The organism is Maribacter sp. Asnod2-G09 (assembly GCF_045063795.1).
Classification (GTDB): domain Bacteria; phylum Bacteroidota; class Bacteroidia; order Flavobacteriales; family Flavobacteriaceae; genus Maribacter.
The window spans coordinates 191,812-209,150 of record NZ_JBEFOA010000004.1 but is presented as its reverse complement, the minus strand read 5'-3'; the positions used below and the strand labels follow the sequence as shown (position 1 = coordinate 209,150).

At 29.3% G+C, this 17,339-nt stretch carries 17 protein-coding genes; 1 reads left to right on the top strand and 16 read right to left on the bottom strand.

The features are described from left to right. Positions 1–150: 150 nt before the first annotated feature. The 12 genes from ACJJVT_RS08030 to ACJJVT_RS07975 form a co-directional block, all read right to left on the bottom strand. On the bottom strand, positions 151–816 hold the full coding sequence (locus ACJJVT_RS08030; RefSeq protein WP_405397793.1) for a hypothetical protein: 666 nt from the start codon (positions 814–816) through the stop codon (positions 151–153). Between the two features lie 135 nt (positions 817–951). Next, positions 952–2,580 (bottom strand): hypothetical protein, encoded by a 1,629-nt coding sequence (locus ACJJVT_RS08025; RefSeq protein ID WP_405397792.1) that lies wholly within the window; start codon positions 2,578–2,580, stop codon positions 952–954. A 256-nt stretch (positions 2,581–2,836) separates the two neighbouring features. After that, the gene (locus ACJJVT_RS08020) at positions 2,837–3,283 is read right to left on the bottom strand and encodes a hypothetical protein (RefSeq protein ID WP_405397790.1); all 447 of its coding nucleotides are present in this window, start codon (positions 3,281–3,283) and stop codon (positions 2,837–2,839) included. A 113-nt stretch (positions 3,284–3,396) separates the two neighbouring features. Continuing rightward, positions 3,397–4,620, bottom strand: a complete 1,224-nt coding sequence (locus ACJJVT_RS08015) for a hypothetical protein (RefSeq protein WP_405397788.1) — start codon at positions 4,618–4,620, stop codon at positions 3,397–3,399. A 277-nt stretch (positions 4,621–4,897) separates the two neighbouring features. Continuing rightward, on the bottom strand, positions 4,898–5,287 hold the full coding sequence (locus tag ACJJVT_RS08010; protein WP_405397786.1) for a hypothetical protein: 390 nt from the start codon (positions 5,285–5,287) through the stop codon (positions 4,898–4,900). A 336-nt stretch (positions 5,288–5,623) separates the two neighbouring features. Beyond that, positions 5,624–6,223 (bottom strand): GNAT family N-acetyltransferase, encoded by a 600-nt coding sequence (locus ACJJVT_RS08005; protein ID WP_405397783.1) that lies wholly within the window; start codon positions 6,221–6,223, stop codon positions 5,624–5,626. Between the two features lie 668 nt (positions 6,224–6,891). Next, positions 6,892–8,130: a WG repeat-containing protein gene (locus ACJJVT_RS08000; protein ID WP_405397781.1), complete on the bottom strand. Its 1,239-nt coding sequence runs from the start codon at positions 8,128–8,130 to the stop codon at positions 6,892–6,894. A 195-nt stretch (positions 8,131–8,325) separates the two neighbouring features. Further along, entirely contained in the window at positions 8,326–8,865 is a 540-nt protein-coding gene (locus tag ACJJVT_RS07995) for a DUF4274 domain-containing protein (RefSeq protein ID WP_405397778.1), read from the bottom strand. 87 nt (positions 8,866–8,952) lie between these two features. Further along, positions 8,953–9,648, bottom strand: a complete 696-nt coding sequence (locus tag ACJJVT_RS07990) for a hypothetical protein (protein WP_405397777.1) — start codon at positions 9,646–9,648, stop codon at positions 8,953–8,955. A gap of 239 nt (positions 9,649–9,887) precedes the next feature. Beyond that, a complete protein-coding gene (locus ACJJVT_RS07985; protein WP_405397775.1) occupies positions 9,888–10,643 on the bottom strand; it encodes a hypothetical protein in 756 nt (251 codons plus the stop codon). A 492-nt stretch (positions 10,644–11,135) separates the two neighbouring features. Continuing rightward, positions 11,136–11,693: a DUF6985 domain-containing protein gene (locus ACJJVT_RS07980; protein ID WP_405397774.1), complete on the bottom strand. Its 558-nt coding sequence runs from the start codon at positions 11,691–11,693 to the stop codon at positions 11,136–11,138. Between the two features lie 616 nt (positions 11,694–12,309). Next, on the bottom strand, positions 12,310–13,590 hold the full coding sequence (locus ACJJVT_RS07975; protein ID WP_405397772.1) for a DoxX family protein: 1,281 nt from the start codon (positions 13,588–13,590) through the stop codon (positions 12,310–12,312). A gap of 421 nt (positions 13,591–14,011) precedes the next feature. Between ACJJVT_RS07975 and ACJJVT_RS07970 the strand changes: the two genes are divergently transcribed. Further along, positions 14,012–14,503 (top strand): DinB family protein, encoded by a 492-nt coding sequence (locus tag ACJJVT_RS07970; protein WP_405397770.1) that lies wholly within the window; start codon positions 14,012–14,014, stop codon positions 14,501–14,503. Between the two features lie 145 nt (positions 14,504–14,648). Here ACJJVT_RS07970 and ACJJVT_RS07965 read toward each other — a convergent pair whose 3' ends face one another. From ACJJVT_RS07965 to ACJJVT_RS07950, 4 genes are all read right to left on the bottom strand, one after another. After that, positions 14,649–15,515: a hypothetical protein gene (locus ACJJVT_RS07965; RefSeq protein WP_405397768.1), complete on the bottom strand. Its 867-nt coding sequence runs from the start codon at positions 15,513–15,515 to the stop codon at positions 14,649–14,651. 48 nt (positions 15,516–15,563) lie between these two features. Beyond that, on the bottom strand, positions 15,564–16,430 hold the full coding sequence (locus ACJJVT_RS07960) for a YybH family protein (RefSeq protein WP_405397767.1): 867 nt from the start codon (positions 16,428–16,430) through the stop codon (positions 15,564–15,566). 76 nt (positions 16,431–16,506) lie between these two features. Continuing rightward, positions 16,507–17,127 carry a Crp/Fnr family transcriptional regulator gene (locus ACJJVT_RS07955; RefSeq protein ID WP_405397765.1) on the bottom strand — a complete coding sequence of 207 codons (621 nt, stop codon included), beginning with the start codon at positions 17,125–17,127 and terminating at the stop codon, positions 16,507–16,509. Positions 17,128–17,153: 26 nt separating this feature from the next. Next, complete coding sequence (locus ACJJVT_RS07950) at positions 17,154–17,339, bottom strand: hypothetical protein (protein WP_405397764.1); 186 nt, start codon at positions 17,337–17,339, stop codon at positions 17,154–17,156.

Genomic DNA, 17,339 nt, shown 5'->3' with positions numbered 1-17,339 from the left:
ATTTTTAGTTGAATTTGTAAACTAAACATTTTGTCTTGTAATTTATTTTATCGTCAAATCAAAAGGTATATTAACTTAGGCAACAAACAGTATTTTACGAAATAAAATAAATCACCTTATTTATTTAAAAAGGCGTTAATTACTTTGTTTTTATTCTTTACCAATTGCTATATATATTTCGTGCTTGTATTTAGGTGTTGTAATCTTTATTTCGCGTTCTTGTCTATTTTCTAATGTAATTTTTAAGTCTTTCACAAGTAGGGTTTCATTCTCGCTCTTGTAAAATTGTTGCTCTTCATTCTCACATTTCTCAAATTCTTTATTCACTATCATTTTGCCTGTGTTAAGATTAAAATCGACATCTGTCCAATATGCACAGAGCTTACCTGCAAGGCTTGTATACCCTATTAAATAGAATTCATCGTTTTGAAAGCGATACTTATCAGTAAACCCCCATTTCCAGCTACTTCCTCCATTTTGGCTTATATGTAGTATTCCGTTTTTAATTTCCATTTCGCCATAAGGATCACCCAACATTCCGCCATCTTTACTGCCATATAATGCTTGGTCGCTTGTTTTCCATGCAACCCATTGGTTGTTTTCAAGTTTATAAATTACAAGTTGGCGTGGTACGCCGTCTATTTCATTTTCTGGCATTACATTAAAGGCTACAACTAATTCGTTGATTGAATCATTGTCTAAATCGCCTTTAATGGAATCTATAATAGCGTAATTTACTGGAATTGTAATTTCTTGCCCATTGCTATTATGCACCAACATAAATACTAATGCCAATAAGTAAATGGTTTTTCTCATATTTTAGTTAACGTATTTGTGTATGGTTAGTTGCTTTAGTATGTGCTTAATTCAGCAAATAAAGCACCGTTAGCATACGAACTCATATTAAGAAAATGTTTTGTTTTGCGCTTAGCACTTTGTTGTAGAATGAACTTAATTTTCAAAGTACTCTATATTCGTTTTAATATCTAGCCAGCCTTTTTTGCCTTTTCTACTAATAGCATAAAAAGAATTAGTGATCTGTTGAATTGAATTGTATTGAACCTTTTTATGTCGAGGAAAAAGCCCAACCTTGTTTTTTCTATAAAAATAAGTTAAGCCATCTTTTCTATTAAAAATAATAGAATCGTTGTTGATAGGTAGAACAATTGTTCTTTGAGTTTTTGTTGGCAGATAGTTTACTTCTTTTTTCCAATCTTTAGAAATTGTATCTATTACTTTATCAGTATTAACGTAGTTATACTCAAAGATTCCGTTTTTTTTGCTTCTTGTAATTTTTAATAATTCTGGGTACATGTAAGACTTGCCAAGAAAGCTATCGTTTTCGTCCCAATAGTATTCTTTCTCGTTATTTAGAAAAGTAACACTGTCTGTTGCTTTAATCTCTTCTAAATAATATGCTCTTCTTTTATCTAGATTTGATGCAAACCCTCCGTCTATTTTTGTTAAGGTGCTCGTCTTTAATTCGTCATTATAATCTAAAGTATAAGTTACCTCATTAACAGTACCACATACAGTAGTAACCATTCGAGGAAATTTTTCAATAATTTTCGCTTCATTATTGTAATAATTTGCGCCTCTATCATTTAAAATTTCGATACCATTTCTATACAGATATGCACTTTTGATATGATCAATTTTAACCTTTTCATAAAAGGAATCAAAAATGTCAATTTGATTTTCGTTTTGTGTAATTATAAAATATTGGTTAAATCTAATAGTATCGTATGCTGTCTTTAATACGTTTTCTTTTGACGTATTCATTAACTCGTACTTGTCATTTTTATTTTTAGTGATGGCTGCAAAATCAACGAATTCAATCCGTTCAAAATTTTCTACATAACTAGTTTTGTATTTTGAAGTGTTTTGAAAGGTACTAATGCCATCATCATCAGATAGTAAGTATTCATTTTTGATTAATGGTATGATTGTAAAGTCTATACGATCTTTGTTAAGTAATAAATAAATGTGTTTATCATTACCGAAATTTAAATCAATAGTAGCGTAAAATTTGGCATTATAAATTCTCCATCTTTCTTCATTGTCATCTTTACCAGATACACGTGAGGAACCAAAACTTTGATTGTGTTTTTTTTCTTGAAAATATAATTCTTGAATGGTAGCTATATCATTAGTCAAAAACTTTAAAACTAATTTATTGGTGTCTTCGCCCGCCCTGTAGTATGAGCTTTCGTTGATTTCTAGTTCCTGTTTTAAAAAATGAGAAAAGCTTGTTTTCTTTATTTCATTTACATTTAAAAGAATGTCACCTTCATATAAATTAATTTCTTCTAATGTGACAGTATCATCTATATCATCGTATTCAATATCAGCAGTAATGAAATTAGTATCCCAGTCTTTATCAAATTCTAGATAGAGCTCTATAAATTGATTTTTATTCTTCTCACTAAAGAATCTCATATCAGTATCGTATTCATTGTAGACAATTAAGTCAACATTAGATAGATCGATAGAATTTTGAGAATAGCAAATTCCTGATTTTAAAATCAAAACTAAAAATATAACAGGGAATATGAAATATTTGTTAATGTGTTCGGCCATATATTTGCTAACGTCTTTGTATATGGTTTGTTGTATATTAACCAGGTGATTAAGCAAATAGAGACTGCATAGAATTTTGTAAATAGGCGAGAACCTACAATCGCTAAAAGTATAATTAAACTACAAATTCTGAGAATAATTTTTCCGAATATTGCATTTTTGAAATCAACCAAATCAAAAGTAGTAGTCTTGCACAGGTTAAGATTTAAAAATCATTCCAAGATTAAAACCAAATCCCATATTTTAATTTTCAGTACTATTTTTTATAATCATAAATTTTAATTGAACTAATACCAGTTCTAGGTGTCATTTTTATGCCTTTCAATGTAGCATTTGATGTAAGGTTATTTCCCAAATGCACATATCCACTTCTATTTTTTGAACGTTTTTTGTTTTGGGTTGCTGTAATAGTTGTTAAGCTACTACTTAAAGATTCTAATAATTTGGCGTCTAAATTATCTGTTCCAATATAAAAAGTGTGTTCGCCTTCTTTTCCTAAACCGACTTCTATAAATATTTCGAAAGGTTTTATATTGTTTTTCACTTCAAAATTCTTGATGAAATCCATTACAGGTTTTTCTGTTGGCGTACCACAACAAATGCTAGTATAACTAATAGGAATATAATTTTTATTCGTTTGCGAAAATGCAAAAACAGGAATAAGTGCTAACGCAAAAATTATATTTTTTAGATATTTTTTCATTTTTATAGTATTCAGTTTTATGACTTTTTGGCTATGCCACAAAATTATAGCTAACGCCTTAGTTTATTCTTTTTTATAATGGGTCTTTGTAAAACATAGCTATTTTTCTTGCCTTAATGCCTATTATCACATAGAATTAATATTGGCAGCTCTTGTTTATCTATAAATCTTATACTTGGACATCCAAAAGATTTATATGTAAACCCAAATACAACCGGTGGTTTATTTTTGAATAGCTTGCCTATATATTGAGTTCCTTGGTATTGAAAATAATTATCATGGGCACCCTTTTCTCCTTTTATTTTTATGGGGGCTAAACTACTCCCTTCACCTAAATATATATTAACATCAAAAGACTCTTTTGTATTTACATTTTTAACTAGTAGATTATTCCAACCATAACTATCTTTTGATTTTTTTACAAAAAAGGCTGTATTTTCATAACTAAAGGTATAAGCAGGCACAGTATTATTTTTCCACCCCTCAGGTACTAAGCTGTTTTCTATGTTTATTTCAATAGATGCCGAATCCATTTCTTCAAAAATAATTTGTTGTAATCCATTTTCTACAAAAGGGTTTTCGTTTGCAATCATTGCAAAGCCGGCAGAAGTCATTTTACCTAAATTAAAGCCTATTTGATAACTCCATTCGTCATAATCTTGTGTTTTGTTTTCTTCATCAGTTTTTGCGTAGATACTAATACAAGCTATTATAGGTGTTTTGTCAACTAAATGCTTTTTAATAATCCCAGATTTAAAATCATAAATAAATATACTATCAGTAATTGAGTATTTCATTCTTTTAAAAAACTCTTTACGTTGTTCTTTATTAAAATAGATGGTGTCTTTTCTTAAATCTTTTTTTTCTAAGAAATTTTCGGGCATATAAAAACTTTCAGAAACGTTTACAAATGCTTGTCGAATATCTCTTTCATTGGAAGGTTTACGAATTTCATTAAAATACGGTTCTGCATAATATAATTTGGTTTTTGAAAAACTGGGCTCATCATCCGATAGATAATAGTCAAACACAAAAACAGTGTCCTTTTTGTTTTTTACAGCAACCCAAGTACCTTCTATTTCTGTATAGTTATCGATTATTTTTTGTGTTATACCTGTTTCGTAGAGGTATTCAACTTTTTCTCTCCACTCAAATTTCCCTAAAATCTTTCCTTTAGGTTCACTTCTATAATTCAAACCCGATTCAGCAATTACAAATTTGAAATTTTTTGAATTTTGAATTACTTCTGTTGTCTGTTTAATTAACAGATTTTCATTTTTTTTACTTTTCCAACTAAAGAATAAAAATAGTATTGAGATCGAAATTACTTTATACATTTTTCTGTGATTAAGTTCTTTTATTATAAGCAGTATGTGAACTCTATAGTTAGGTTCTTTGTTTGAAGATAAGGTAATTATATAGAATACATAGGCAATAGGGGAGCGCGCGTTAGTAGCCAAACTAGCGTTTGCTATCTGTCATGTGTACAGCTAAATCTTTTGATTTTACACACCCGAAACTAATTGGTACATTTGGGTGGGTTTTCTTTTTCTTGTCGAAAGCGAAATTCTAAAGATTTATCTTCTCTATTATTTCATCAGTTAATCCGCTATTCTATTCATCAATTTTAGCTTGAGTGATATCGCTAAAAGTAGGAGGATTTTCAGTAAAACTTCCAACACCTTTTTTATTGACTTTGAAAAGCACATCTTTTGTTGTGGTGAATAAAAGAACTGTCAAGAAAGATGTTTTAAGATGAGATTTCAAGATAATAAAAGCCTCATCTAAAGTGAGCTCTTCGGTTTGATCTTCGGTCTCTTTAGATCTGTAACGTAATTTAAGCAAGACTTTAAAGCCATCTTCAGAATAGATTGGTCTTACAAAAATGTTTCTCAAATTAGGTTTACCAATGGTTTTTGCCATGGTTAATTTTGCAAAGTTACCTTCTTCAACACTTTCTGTTACTTGTTTCCAGAAAATAAGAAAAACATCTTGATAGGTCATAAATTATATATTGATGAGAAAAACGTCAAATTACCAAATTCCGTACACTTTTATAATATGTAGAGAAGCAAATGTCAAAAAATGGGCGTTATAATGAATATCGAAAAAAAGAATACAGGAATATAAGTATTCATTTTCTAGTGCTTTTTAAATTGAATTTTGATGACAGTAAATTATGGTATAGCGTTTAAGTTCTTGTTTGCTGTTAAAATTCATTTCAGATATCAATTTAGCAGAACTTAAAGCTTTTTTAAACGTGATTTCTGTTCAGGAAAACCTAAGGTAATTTATTTTATGAGTTACTGTATCTGGGTTTTATTTTAAAACACTAATCTCTTAATAGGTTTCAAATTCAGAAAAGAGCTCATCTTTAAGTTTTTTCCATTCGTTTTTAATGATACTATAATAGACATCAGTTCTACTTTCTCCATTTGATGCGATATAGTTATTTCTAAAAACACCCTCTTTCTGCGCACCTAATTTCTCAATTGCTTTTAAAGATCTTAAGTTAGCTTTGTCTGCACTAAACTGTATTCTTCTAAAGCCAATTTCTTCAAAGCCAAATTTCAATAGTTCATACTTGCAGGCTTTGTTTATGCCTGTGCCTTGAAATTCTGTTCCGTACCAGGTCCATCCAATTTCGCATTTTTGGCTAGAGGTATTTAAATTGCCGTATCTGGTACTGCCTGCAACTTTATTGGTTAGTTTGTCTATAACTAGAAACGGATAGCACAAGCCGCTGTTTTTGTCTTTAATCGTCTTAGAGATGTAATTCTTTAAGCCCTGTTCGTTATTTACACTCATTCCCATAAATTCCCAGATTTCTTTATCGAAAATTATTTCTTTGAGCTCTTCATTTCGTTCATTCTCAAAAGGGAGTAATAGTACACGATCGTTTTCAAGCTGAATTTTTGTTTTTAATAATTTTGGTTTCATTTTTAATTTCTTAGAATTTTTAATTTATGGTAAGTAGGGTGGTAGACAAACAATTATTTAGGCTACATCTACAATTCATTATTTTTAATGCTAAATCAAAATATTTGGCAGATTTTGTAAACGTATAATGATTCGTAAAGATAACCGCAAATAGCGCTATTTTTTTAGTTAATATTAATCAATCGTTTCATATGCTTAATGTCTCAGTTTCATTAAAACAAAAGTGAATACACAAAAAATCATTGTAATTACGAATATGGCTACCATTGTTTTAACAAACCAATTAGTAAAAGCTTTTATTTTTTTCTTGAATGGCATATAGTAACATGATAATAATCAAAAATACAATTACAAAACTCATTTATTAAATACCTATTTATTGGTGATCTCATTTTTATCAGAAATCATTGCTTATAATACTTAAAACATTTTCAAATGATTACTATGTTTAGGCATGAGTTTTTTAAGTGGTTTAAGAAGTAAGGCTATTCGTTAAATCACGAACAACGAAAATCTAAAACATATTTTAAATGAGCGAAAACTAATAACTAAGTTTAAACGATCTTGCCTATAATTATTCTATTGGTAGTCTTTTAACCTTAAACTTAAAACTGTCTTTGTAGACTTGAAAAAATAAAATATCATGTTATGAAATTATAAGCTGTATTTTACTTTTCTGAAATAGTATAAAGTAATTCTCCTTGTTTATTAATATAGTTTTTTTTCGGATTAGCGTTTTCATCGTAAACTGAAGCAACACCTTTATGAAATGGAGTTGCACTAAAAAAACGTGGTTTTACAATGTAATTACCTTGCATATCTATATAACCATATTCATATGTAAATTCTCCTGTTCTTCTACCTACAAGGGCTACACCTTCAATAAAAGGTTGAGCGGTATCAAATTTCAATGGTATAATTAGTTTCCCTTTATTATTAATGTAACCCCAATTTAAGTTTCCATTTTTGTCATTTCCCTCTCTAATAGCAACGGGCGCTAGACCTTCATTAAAACCATAGGCATAATCATATATTGCTGGTATAGCTAATTCTCCATTTTTATTTACAAAACCCATTTTCTCTTCATCGTTTGTGGCAAGTGCCATATCTTCTTGAAAATTTTCTAGTTTATAATAATCTAATGGTATAACGGGTTTATTCAAAGTATTTATAATTCCATAGTTACGATACGGTTCATTTACCACGGCATAACCATTTATAAATGGTGCTACTTCATTATATTTTAGTGGTATTATTTCAATTCCATTAGTGTCTATAAACCCCCAAAAATCTTCTTTGCTAACAGCTGCATAGCCTTGAAAAAAATCTTCAACACTATCATATTTTGGCTCAACTATATATTTTCCTTTTTTATCTATAAAACCATATTTATCATTAACTTTTACTGCAGCAAAACCTTCTTTAAACAATTTTGCTTCATCAAATTTTGGTGCTACTATTTCCTCTCCTTTTTTATTTAAATACCCATATTTATCAGTATCTATATAATTACTAAATGCCGCCATACCATCACTAAAAGGAAAAGCATATTTATATTTTATAGGTATAACTATTTCACCTTTTGTATTTACAAACCCAATATTCTTATCTAATTGAACAACAGCTAGACCGTCACTAAAGTAACGTACTCTATCATATATAAAACCTGTTATTTCTTCACCTTCTTCATTTATAAACCCATCATTACCTTCAAACCCTACTCCAATAATCCCTTCAAAATAGCCTTCAAAATCATTGTATATGGGTTCAATAACCATATTTCCTGAATAGTCAATAAAACCAAAATTTCCATCTACTTGAATGGGTAATAATTTAAGCTCGTTAATGGTTTGGCAGTTCAATAAAAATGAACTGAAAAGGAATATAATTAAGGTTGATTTATACATGAATAAAATTTGTGGTAGTAGTTATTATAATATTTTTATTGCCAAGTCTTAGATTTGGTACGCTTCTTAAATGGTTGCAAATTTATTGAATCGACAACAGTAAAGTTTTATTTGATGCTCATCGCAGTAAAAAAAGATATCACCTTTGCTTAAATACTAAGTCCTAATTATTTTTATAGTGCTTAAGTTTGATTCTTATTCTATTTCGTATTTCTCAAAAATCTCTTGCCTTAGTAAATCAAGTTCAGGTGGAAACCCCTCTATATAATCTTTTGGTTCAACTACTTTTTTGCCTTCCACTTTTTCGAACATTATTTTCGGTATATCTCTGACAATTTCTTCATCTAAATAATCATTTGTCCAATCGTAGCCTTGTTCATCATTTTTTGGGTTATATTCAAAAGTACTTTGTTTATAAAATCCATTTAGATAATTAGCCTCTATTTTTTCAATAAATTCAAAATTATTTAAAGAATATTTTTCTTTAGTTATTAAATCTTTTTTGTCTTTGAATTTCTTCCAATATCTGGGTGCCGATTTCCAATAAATCATTAATGCAGTTCCTTTATCGGTTAATGGGTTTTCAACAAGCCAATTTAGAAATACAGATGAACTGTCCCAATTCCATTCCATGGCCATTTGATGCCAAATTAGAGGAGATGATTTTTTTGCATATGATATAATAATACTATTTAGAATATCTTCAAATCTGTCATCTGTTATTTTCTCTTTCATATGTTACCTCAATTTATTAAGTAAACACTTTTTTTGTGAGTAAGCGAGAACCAGCCAATTAACTATACATCCTACGAACTAATGTATTTATTCTTTTCTTATAAAATTTCCATAATCATTATTTCTCATTGTTGTAGATTGATATGGTTCTGTGAATTTTGGGTCTTCTTCATTGTATTCTTCAAATAGTTTCTCTATTAAATCGACTTTTATGGAATTTGGTTTTGTGTCTGAAAAATAATACAGTTCTCTTTTGTCTCCAATAATTATCAAATTACTTTTCTGATTTTTAGAATAGTAATTGACATATTTTAGCGATTGTTCAACTAATTCAAAAACTCCATTTTCTTTTATATTTTTTCCAATTCCACAGCCATACTCAACTAATTGAAAATCAATTTTTTTAGGAAATACAATAGGGTTGCTGGCTGTAAATTCAAATAGTATATCTGTTGAATAACAATCAGGTACTCCGCAATCAAAACCATGAAGATTAAAAGGAAGGTCAAACCTAATTTTATCTTTTATTTGATTTACGAGCCCTTTAATATATAGTTCTTGTAAAATACTAGATTTCAGGTTTTCGTTTGGTTTTGAATTAAGGAGTTGTATTCTCAAAGAATCTTGAATTTCAGCAAAAGTTAATTCATCTTCTTTTAATTCGTTAGTTTCTATAATTATCTTTTTAGTAACTACTTCTTTATGTTCATGATTGACTTCTTTTTTTTCCTTTGATGAACAAGCGGCAATTAAGAGACTCAAAATAAAAAAAGTATGTTTCATATTTCTCTTTTCGTTATTTTGTTAGATGTTACCTAACATCGACGTATATGGAAAGTTGTATTTTTAAGTATGATAACGTTTTATGAGTAATTTCTATTTTTTTTTTGCATTAACGACTTCTCTTGTATGTATGCTTTTTGTTTTAAGCAATGAAGTTAGTAAAAGGGCACAGAAAGAACCTTTGCGAAGGTTTATGTAAATTATTTAAAACAAGTAACAAATTAAAATATGTGCTAGCATTAGTTTTTTGATTTGCTCACGAATTTATTACTTATCCAGCCTCTTAGTTTTTGACCTTTGAAATCATAGTCTATAGGGTTATGACATTCAGTATCGTTTAAATTTTCGCTTTCAATTTCAACAAAAAGCCAAATTCTATTTCCTTTAATTAATTCAGATAAAACCTTTGTTCTACTATTTACTTTTAATTTACCGATAATATTAGTTTTTGTTTCACACGAGAACTGAGATTCATCTTCATCATATTCTCTTATGTTTGGCGAAAATCTAACATTATAATTGTTGTTGAGAATTTTTACATCATAAGATGTAGATAAATAAAAACTAGGTTCAAAAAGTTCATAGCTTTCATTATAAAGAACGTAATTCTCTTTAGTTATCGTTTGGTCTAAATGAAAATTAAAAACTCTGTTTGATGTAAAAGGACTTTCTCCACAACAATGATTTTGTTTAATTACTAAATCTTTATTCGTTCCATTATATAAATAAAAATTATAGCAGAATTCAGAGATTACTTTTTCTAGTTTTTGATTTACATTTAAATAAACTTCTATGCATTTTGGTTCAGAGCATTGGTATAAGTATATATAGTCTAAATCATTATCGTTATCTAAGTCCGTTTCTATTTTTTCAAAATCGGACATACTATTTAATATGATATTTTTCTCTATAAATTCAATCTGTTTTTCTAAGTCATTTTGTGAAAAACTAGAAATTGAAATTAAAAATAAAATTATTGATGTAATTAGTTTCATCGTTGGTCTAAGTTAAGAAAGAAAAGATTTGTTAATAGCCTTTTTCAATTGTAAGCACAACGTATTTGAAGGTGGTTTGTTATAAAATCATAAATATTTCAATGACCAGTACTCATAATTTCCACAAACAATACGCTCATACCAATACCGAATAGACATAATAGTAGTAGAAAAATATGCCATTTATTTATAGGTTTCTTATTTTTTAAATTCTGTGTTATTTTTAAAAACAAGTACAAAATAAAGCTAATTAAAAAAAGAGGTATCCCCACGAAAATACTACTTCTCAAAATATTATAGATATCAAATAAATGAATAAAAGCACCGATTAATATTAACAATAATGAGATTGCTATTAAGATTTTAATTGTTTTTTCTAAGTACTCAATTATTTTCAAATAGCTAGTTTTAAATTGTTGTTAAACGTTTCGTGTATGGTGCGATAGCATTCTAAAGGGTGTAGATGCACTATGCAAATTGTTAGCAGTATTGTTAATCTTCAAATCTGTTTAATAAATTATCTTCTTTATCAGGAATATCAAATGCATCAGCATTCGTTAAATGGCCATCAATATCACTTACTCTTGTCAACATTTTTCCTTTTCGAAATACCATTTGAAGACCATGTTCCTCTTCCCAATCACAATTACATGGTATAACTACATAAATATTTTTATCCTCATAAGCTCTTCTTTCTACAGTCAAACAAGAAGGATTAATATATTTCCATATTTCTATTTTATTCGTAAGGTTTCTTAATTCAGGGGTAACATCATTTAATCCTACTAAAGATTTAAACTCTTGAAGGTTTTCAAAGAGGTGTTTAGCAACTTCTAATATTTCAGGCTTTTTGAGCTGTAAAATATTCTTTAGTGCTTCATCTGCCTCTTTTTCGAAAGAAGTATCTTTCTCAATTGAATCAAGGTAGTAGAAAACAGGGAGTTCAATATTATTTAAAAAAGGAATGGCAATATCCTTTTCAGATTTCCAATCCTCATTTTCATTTTTTCGATATAAATTTCCTATTATTTTGCTATGAATTTTTTCCATTTATTCTCCTTACTATTCTGACTAACTTTTTTTAAATTTCGGAAAATCAGCTATTTATTATTCTATTTTTATTTGTGCTTTCTTCTTTATCAACTAATTAAACTATGGCTTAAAGTAATTATCAGTATTTCCCCCAAAAGGAGGAAATACTGATAACAATTGAATATAACATACTAAGTTTAAAACCGGAATTAGACATTAAGAAGATCATTATTTAAACTCTAGAATAAAACAAAAAATCATTAAAAAGAGTTACAATACATACCGTAACATTTCTTTGTAATGATTTTTTGATTGTTGCTTTTCAATATCTTCTCTGCCTAATTTTACCATCATCTGCCATATGAATTTATCTATATCGCTATAAATCCGCACATGTAAAACTCTTAGTTAAGCTTTGATTAAAAATAATCAGGAGAATGAAATTGAACGAATTGCCTTTCTTATTTAGATTTTTTCAATCTTTTTGCTTCTTTCTTTTCTTTAGCTGTTTTTACTGGTTCCTTTTTTACATTTTTCTTGGAATCTTGACTTTTACCCATAACTTTTTATTTAAATAATTAATAGCCTATTTTCAATCGTACTTTAAATCTATTCTTTACGTAGAATTTGAAATTTATTCCAAATCTCTAATCCAACGAATTCCATTCCGCGTTAATCTATAATCACGAATTGTTTTGGCTCTTGTTCTCATCCAAAGGGAATCTCCTTTAAATATGCCTTCATAAATATAAACTTTATTCTCTAAGACTTTATAAGTTAATTCGTGAGAGGTTTGGTCATCGCCATACAAACCGGTTAAATGTATTTTTTTAGTCAATGTATCTGCAGTGAACTTGTAACGTTCTGTTGTATTATCTTCATTTAAAATCATTAAGGTTTCGGGTAAATAAGATAAATCGTTTATTCTTATTTTATTCCAACGACTGCCATTTATTTTGCTCTTTGGTATTGTATCTCCATTCTTTACAAATATTTCAATGTCTTGTGAACTTGTAAAATTTTCATATTGATTACTATGCTGTTGTTCTATTCTTTCTGTCATGTCAAGGCTAAACGAGATAAAGACATATAGCAATAATACACCTTTAGTTATATATCTAATGTATTTGCCTTTTCGCCCTTCAAAAAGAGGCATGTAGATAGCCGCAGTAGATGGCTTATTTCTTAAGAAAAAATCATATAATCGCTTTAAATCATCCCACATTAAAAATACGATCATAAGAAGTAAATGAATCGCAAACATCTTAACAATAACGTCGTACCCAATATCCATTAAAACAACATTGGTCATTGCTATTAACAACAAGAAAGCACCTAAAGAAGTTGTTCTTCTAAATAACAACAGCAAGCCGCCAACAACTTCTATCAACCCTGCAGTTATACCATAGAATTTAGAATAACTCATGAAAGCCCATACCAAATTCATTCCGTTATGTTCGCCAATTGCAGTTTCTAAACTATCAATATCCATGGTGCCAAACTGGAGTAAGAATACTTTTGAAAGCCCATAAAGAATTAACGTAAGACCTATATGATATCTAAGAATTGTTTGTAGAAGTATTTTGAGTTTGTTGTTGTATTCTTTTTTGATTTTAGTATCAATGAACACCCAGATTATGGCGCCAATTATAGAAATTACAGCAACCAAAAGAAACCTGGTAAAGTCATATTTAGAGTCCAAACCGTTTAACAACATATCTTTGTTGTATTCCCAACCCAAAAATATTTCTCCAAAGCCTATTGTAATTCCCTTCCAAAATGAAAAATTATTCGGATCAATCTCATTGATATACTCAAATCCGTATGGATAGATGTACAAGAGAAAATATAGAAATACAAATCGTAATATGAGCTTCTGTATTGTAGTCAATTGTTTTGGTTTAATAGAACTCAATGGTGTTAAAATTTAAACTTTGGTAGTGGTTTGTCTTATATATTATGTTCTCAGTTTGAAGATACTATAATTATATAAATAGAGGAGAGTGATTAAGTGGTTGAGTACTCAATTACTATTAAATTTTCACTAACAAGATTTACTGTAAACCATTGTATTCATAGGGTAAATTGTGTTCTTTTAGTTTATCTGTTGGCAAGCCTTAAATAAACAAGAAACTTCACTTGCTATATATGCAAAATCTAGCTTGTTATTTTTTATATAAGTAAGGTGAAATCCAATTTTTATCGATTCCGCCGAAATGGTTTACAGCAGTAATTGAATGATATTTAAAAGCTTATATATATCTTGTGGAATCGTTTAACTCTTTTTAATTATGAAAAATTTAGTTCTAATAATAGTTGTCCTTTTTTGTACTGTTATGACTTATGGGCAAGCTGAAATTGTTCCAAAAACCCCCTTTACTAAAACCTATTTAGCTGTTTGGCTTGCAGCTAGTGAACACTCATTGGATGTTGCCAAAGCAATGCCAGAAGAACTGTATTCATATAAACCAACACCTGTAAGTAAGTCTTTTGGTGAACAAATGGTACATATTGGATATACAGTGGAGCTGCTTACAAAACGCTATGTACAAGGAATGGAAGTAAAACCCAATACACCTGATGCTACTAAGATGACGAAGGCTGAGATTATTGAATTGTTACAAAATGGGTTTGCTTATACCACTAATGTAATAGGAACCATAGAACAGGAACAATTGGATGAGTCATGTGTAATGTATCATAGTGGTAATACCGTGAGTAGGGCATTTGCCTTTTTTTATGTGCAAGATCATATGACCAATCACAGGGCTAAAGCAAATTTATATCTTAGAATGAATAATATTCAACCACCAGAATACACTTGGTAAAAAAACACATTAACTTATTAAAGTTCTGTTTTTTTTGATGTTTTACGGTTCGTGTATGATTTTGTAAGGGATTCAGGACTAAAAACCTATCGAGTTACCACCCAAAATTGATGCTGGCGATAACGTTCGAAAACCACTGAAACCCTTATGAATTATACACATTGTTGTATGTAGTTTTTAACATAACTACGTGCCTGTCAATTGTTTCAAATCTAATCCTATCCTCTTCCTGATGGAATAAAATGTTATTCTTTGTTAGTCGTTCTTTTAAAACATCTAAGTTCCCTGAGAAGTTAATACTTTTTAAACCGTTATTTCGTGTTGACTTTAAAGAAAAATCAGTGTCATATTCACTATTCCAATAATGTTGTATTTCAATAAATAAATGACTTTGTTGGTACATCCATTCTCTATTTTCTGTCGCATCAATATTTGACGATGGTGCTTTTAAATCTTTGTGTCCTAAAAAATAAAGTGTAAAACCATTTCCACGATCCACATACATTCTTACAAATAGTTTTAAGTCTAAAATATCTTCATAAAATCGAATACTTTTTAAGGGGTCTTTGGTTCTAATGGTTAATAAACCTAGAGTCGTTTTATTGTCCTCAATTTGTTTAGGTGTGTTCTGCTTAAATGTTTTTTGAATGTATTCTATTTGATGATTTTCAATATCAGCAGTATGTGCTAAGTACCCTATATTTCCAAATTGAAAAGGCGCTCCAATTTTATGGTTTTTATTTCCAATTTCTTGGTGCTGTTTCTGGATATCATCTACAAATAAGCTGTATTTCCAATAATTATCAGCCGCATCTAGTTGATAGCTTACTTTGGAGAGTGAGGGTGTGAATCTTAATTGAATGTAGAAGTCTTTATTAGTAAAACCTAGGTTGTAATAAATTGAATTATCTTCAGAAAACTCATTTAGCAGATGCAAACCTAAGATTTTGGTGTAGAAATCGAGGGTTTGTTTAGGTTTAAAAACTTGTAAAGTAAAACTGTTTAGTTTCATAAGGATAAAAATAAAAAAAGGCTGTTATAATAACAGCCTTAAATTGTATTAATATTGTTTTAGTAGTTCAAATTCATCATAAGACAATAGCCATTTCTCTTCTATTTTCTCCCATTTTTCTTGATAAATCTTACCTTCACCAATGTTCATACTCCAGTTAGAGGACAAAAGTACAGTATTGTTAGTTATAACTTTAAAAGTAGGATTGTGATACGTTAAATTGTTTGCGCCATCTTTAATTAATTTCGACCAAAACCCATCGATTTCTTCTTGATTATGCATAGATGCAAATGGCACGGCATTCATAGTCGCATTTTTAGTGTATCCGTTTCTACAATCTTCACTTTTACCACCGTTAAATCCTTTAGTCCAAGAAATAGAAGCATTTATTACATCTTCTAAAATAAGGTGATTTGCAATAGGATTAATCGTGTTTTCTTGTGGTGTTTTAAATTGCTCTAGAACTTGAAAATCATCATACGTTAGTAACCATTTACCTTCAATTTTCTCCCATTTTTCTTGAAAAATCACCCCTTCACCAACGTTCATACTCCAGTTGGCAGAAAGAAATGCTGTTTTTTCGTTTACTACTTCTATACTTACTTCAGTATAAATTAAGTTTGTAGCTCCAGACTCTATAAAAGGTGTCCAGAATTCAGAAATGGTTTCCGTTCCATTCATTATTCCAAATGGTTTTGCGCTCATCACTGCATTTTCTGTATACCCAGCTACGCAGGCTTTGGCATTTCCGTTATTGAAATTGTTAATCCAAGTCTTACTAGCATTTAAGACTTCTAATGCAACGGTATGGTGTGCGGTAGGTGTGTTCGACGAGTAGGCTTGGTTTTGTTGTCCAAAAGCAGTTGCTCCTGTTAGTAAAATAAGTACTATAATTCCTGTTTTAATGCTGTTCATCTTTTTATTTTTATTAATTCAATGCAAAGAAAAACAGAACCCGTTTCATAAACCTGTGCCTTTTGTCACAAGGGTATTATTTTTTTATAATTTTAATTTCTTTTTGACCTAAATGAATCTTGTTATTTTGCTCAAGTTTCTTTAATAGCCTAGAAATAACCTCTCTTGTAGTACCCAATTCTTTTGCTAATTCTTGGTGAGATTTTTTTAGAATATTATTATCAGCTTTAGAAACAAGATAATCAAACAACCTATCTTTAAGAGGCTGAAATGCTAAATTTGAATATTGATTAATCAGGTAGTTATAACTTTCTCTAAAGGTATTTGTAGTAAATGTGTTCCAAGATTTGTATTTAAAATTCCAGTCTCTTACAAATCGTACGGGTATATTAAGAATTGTACATTCTTTCTCTACAATAGCATTTACTGTACTTTTACAGTCTTCAAAACAAGCAGAAAGTGATAAAGTACAGGTTTCCATATCGTTTAGATAATAAATAAGGATTTCTCTGTCTTCATTATCTTGATAAACCCTAACTCTTCCTTTTAAAACTATTTTAAGAACCTTAATATATTGATTGTTCTTAATGATAAAATCACCTTTTTTATGCTTTGTAATAGTCGCATTTTTATGCAGTTCATTTAAGAGCTCTTCTTCTGTAATTCGAAGTTGTTTTATAAAGGTATTTATCATCATTTATCGTTCGTCTAAATTGCATACGTTTAGTATATGGCAAGTAGGGCATTAGAAAGCGATAAACTTTTAAGTATGCACTTAGCCAAATCGTTGTATTTTGTTTTTATCTTATTCATTTTAAAAGCCAAATCAACGATTTGGCGGTGTTTGTAAATAGCACTGAACTGTCGTAAACCACTGAACGCCCTATTTGCTATATACCGTGTTGTCAT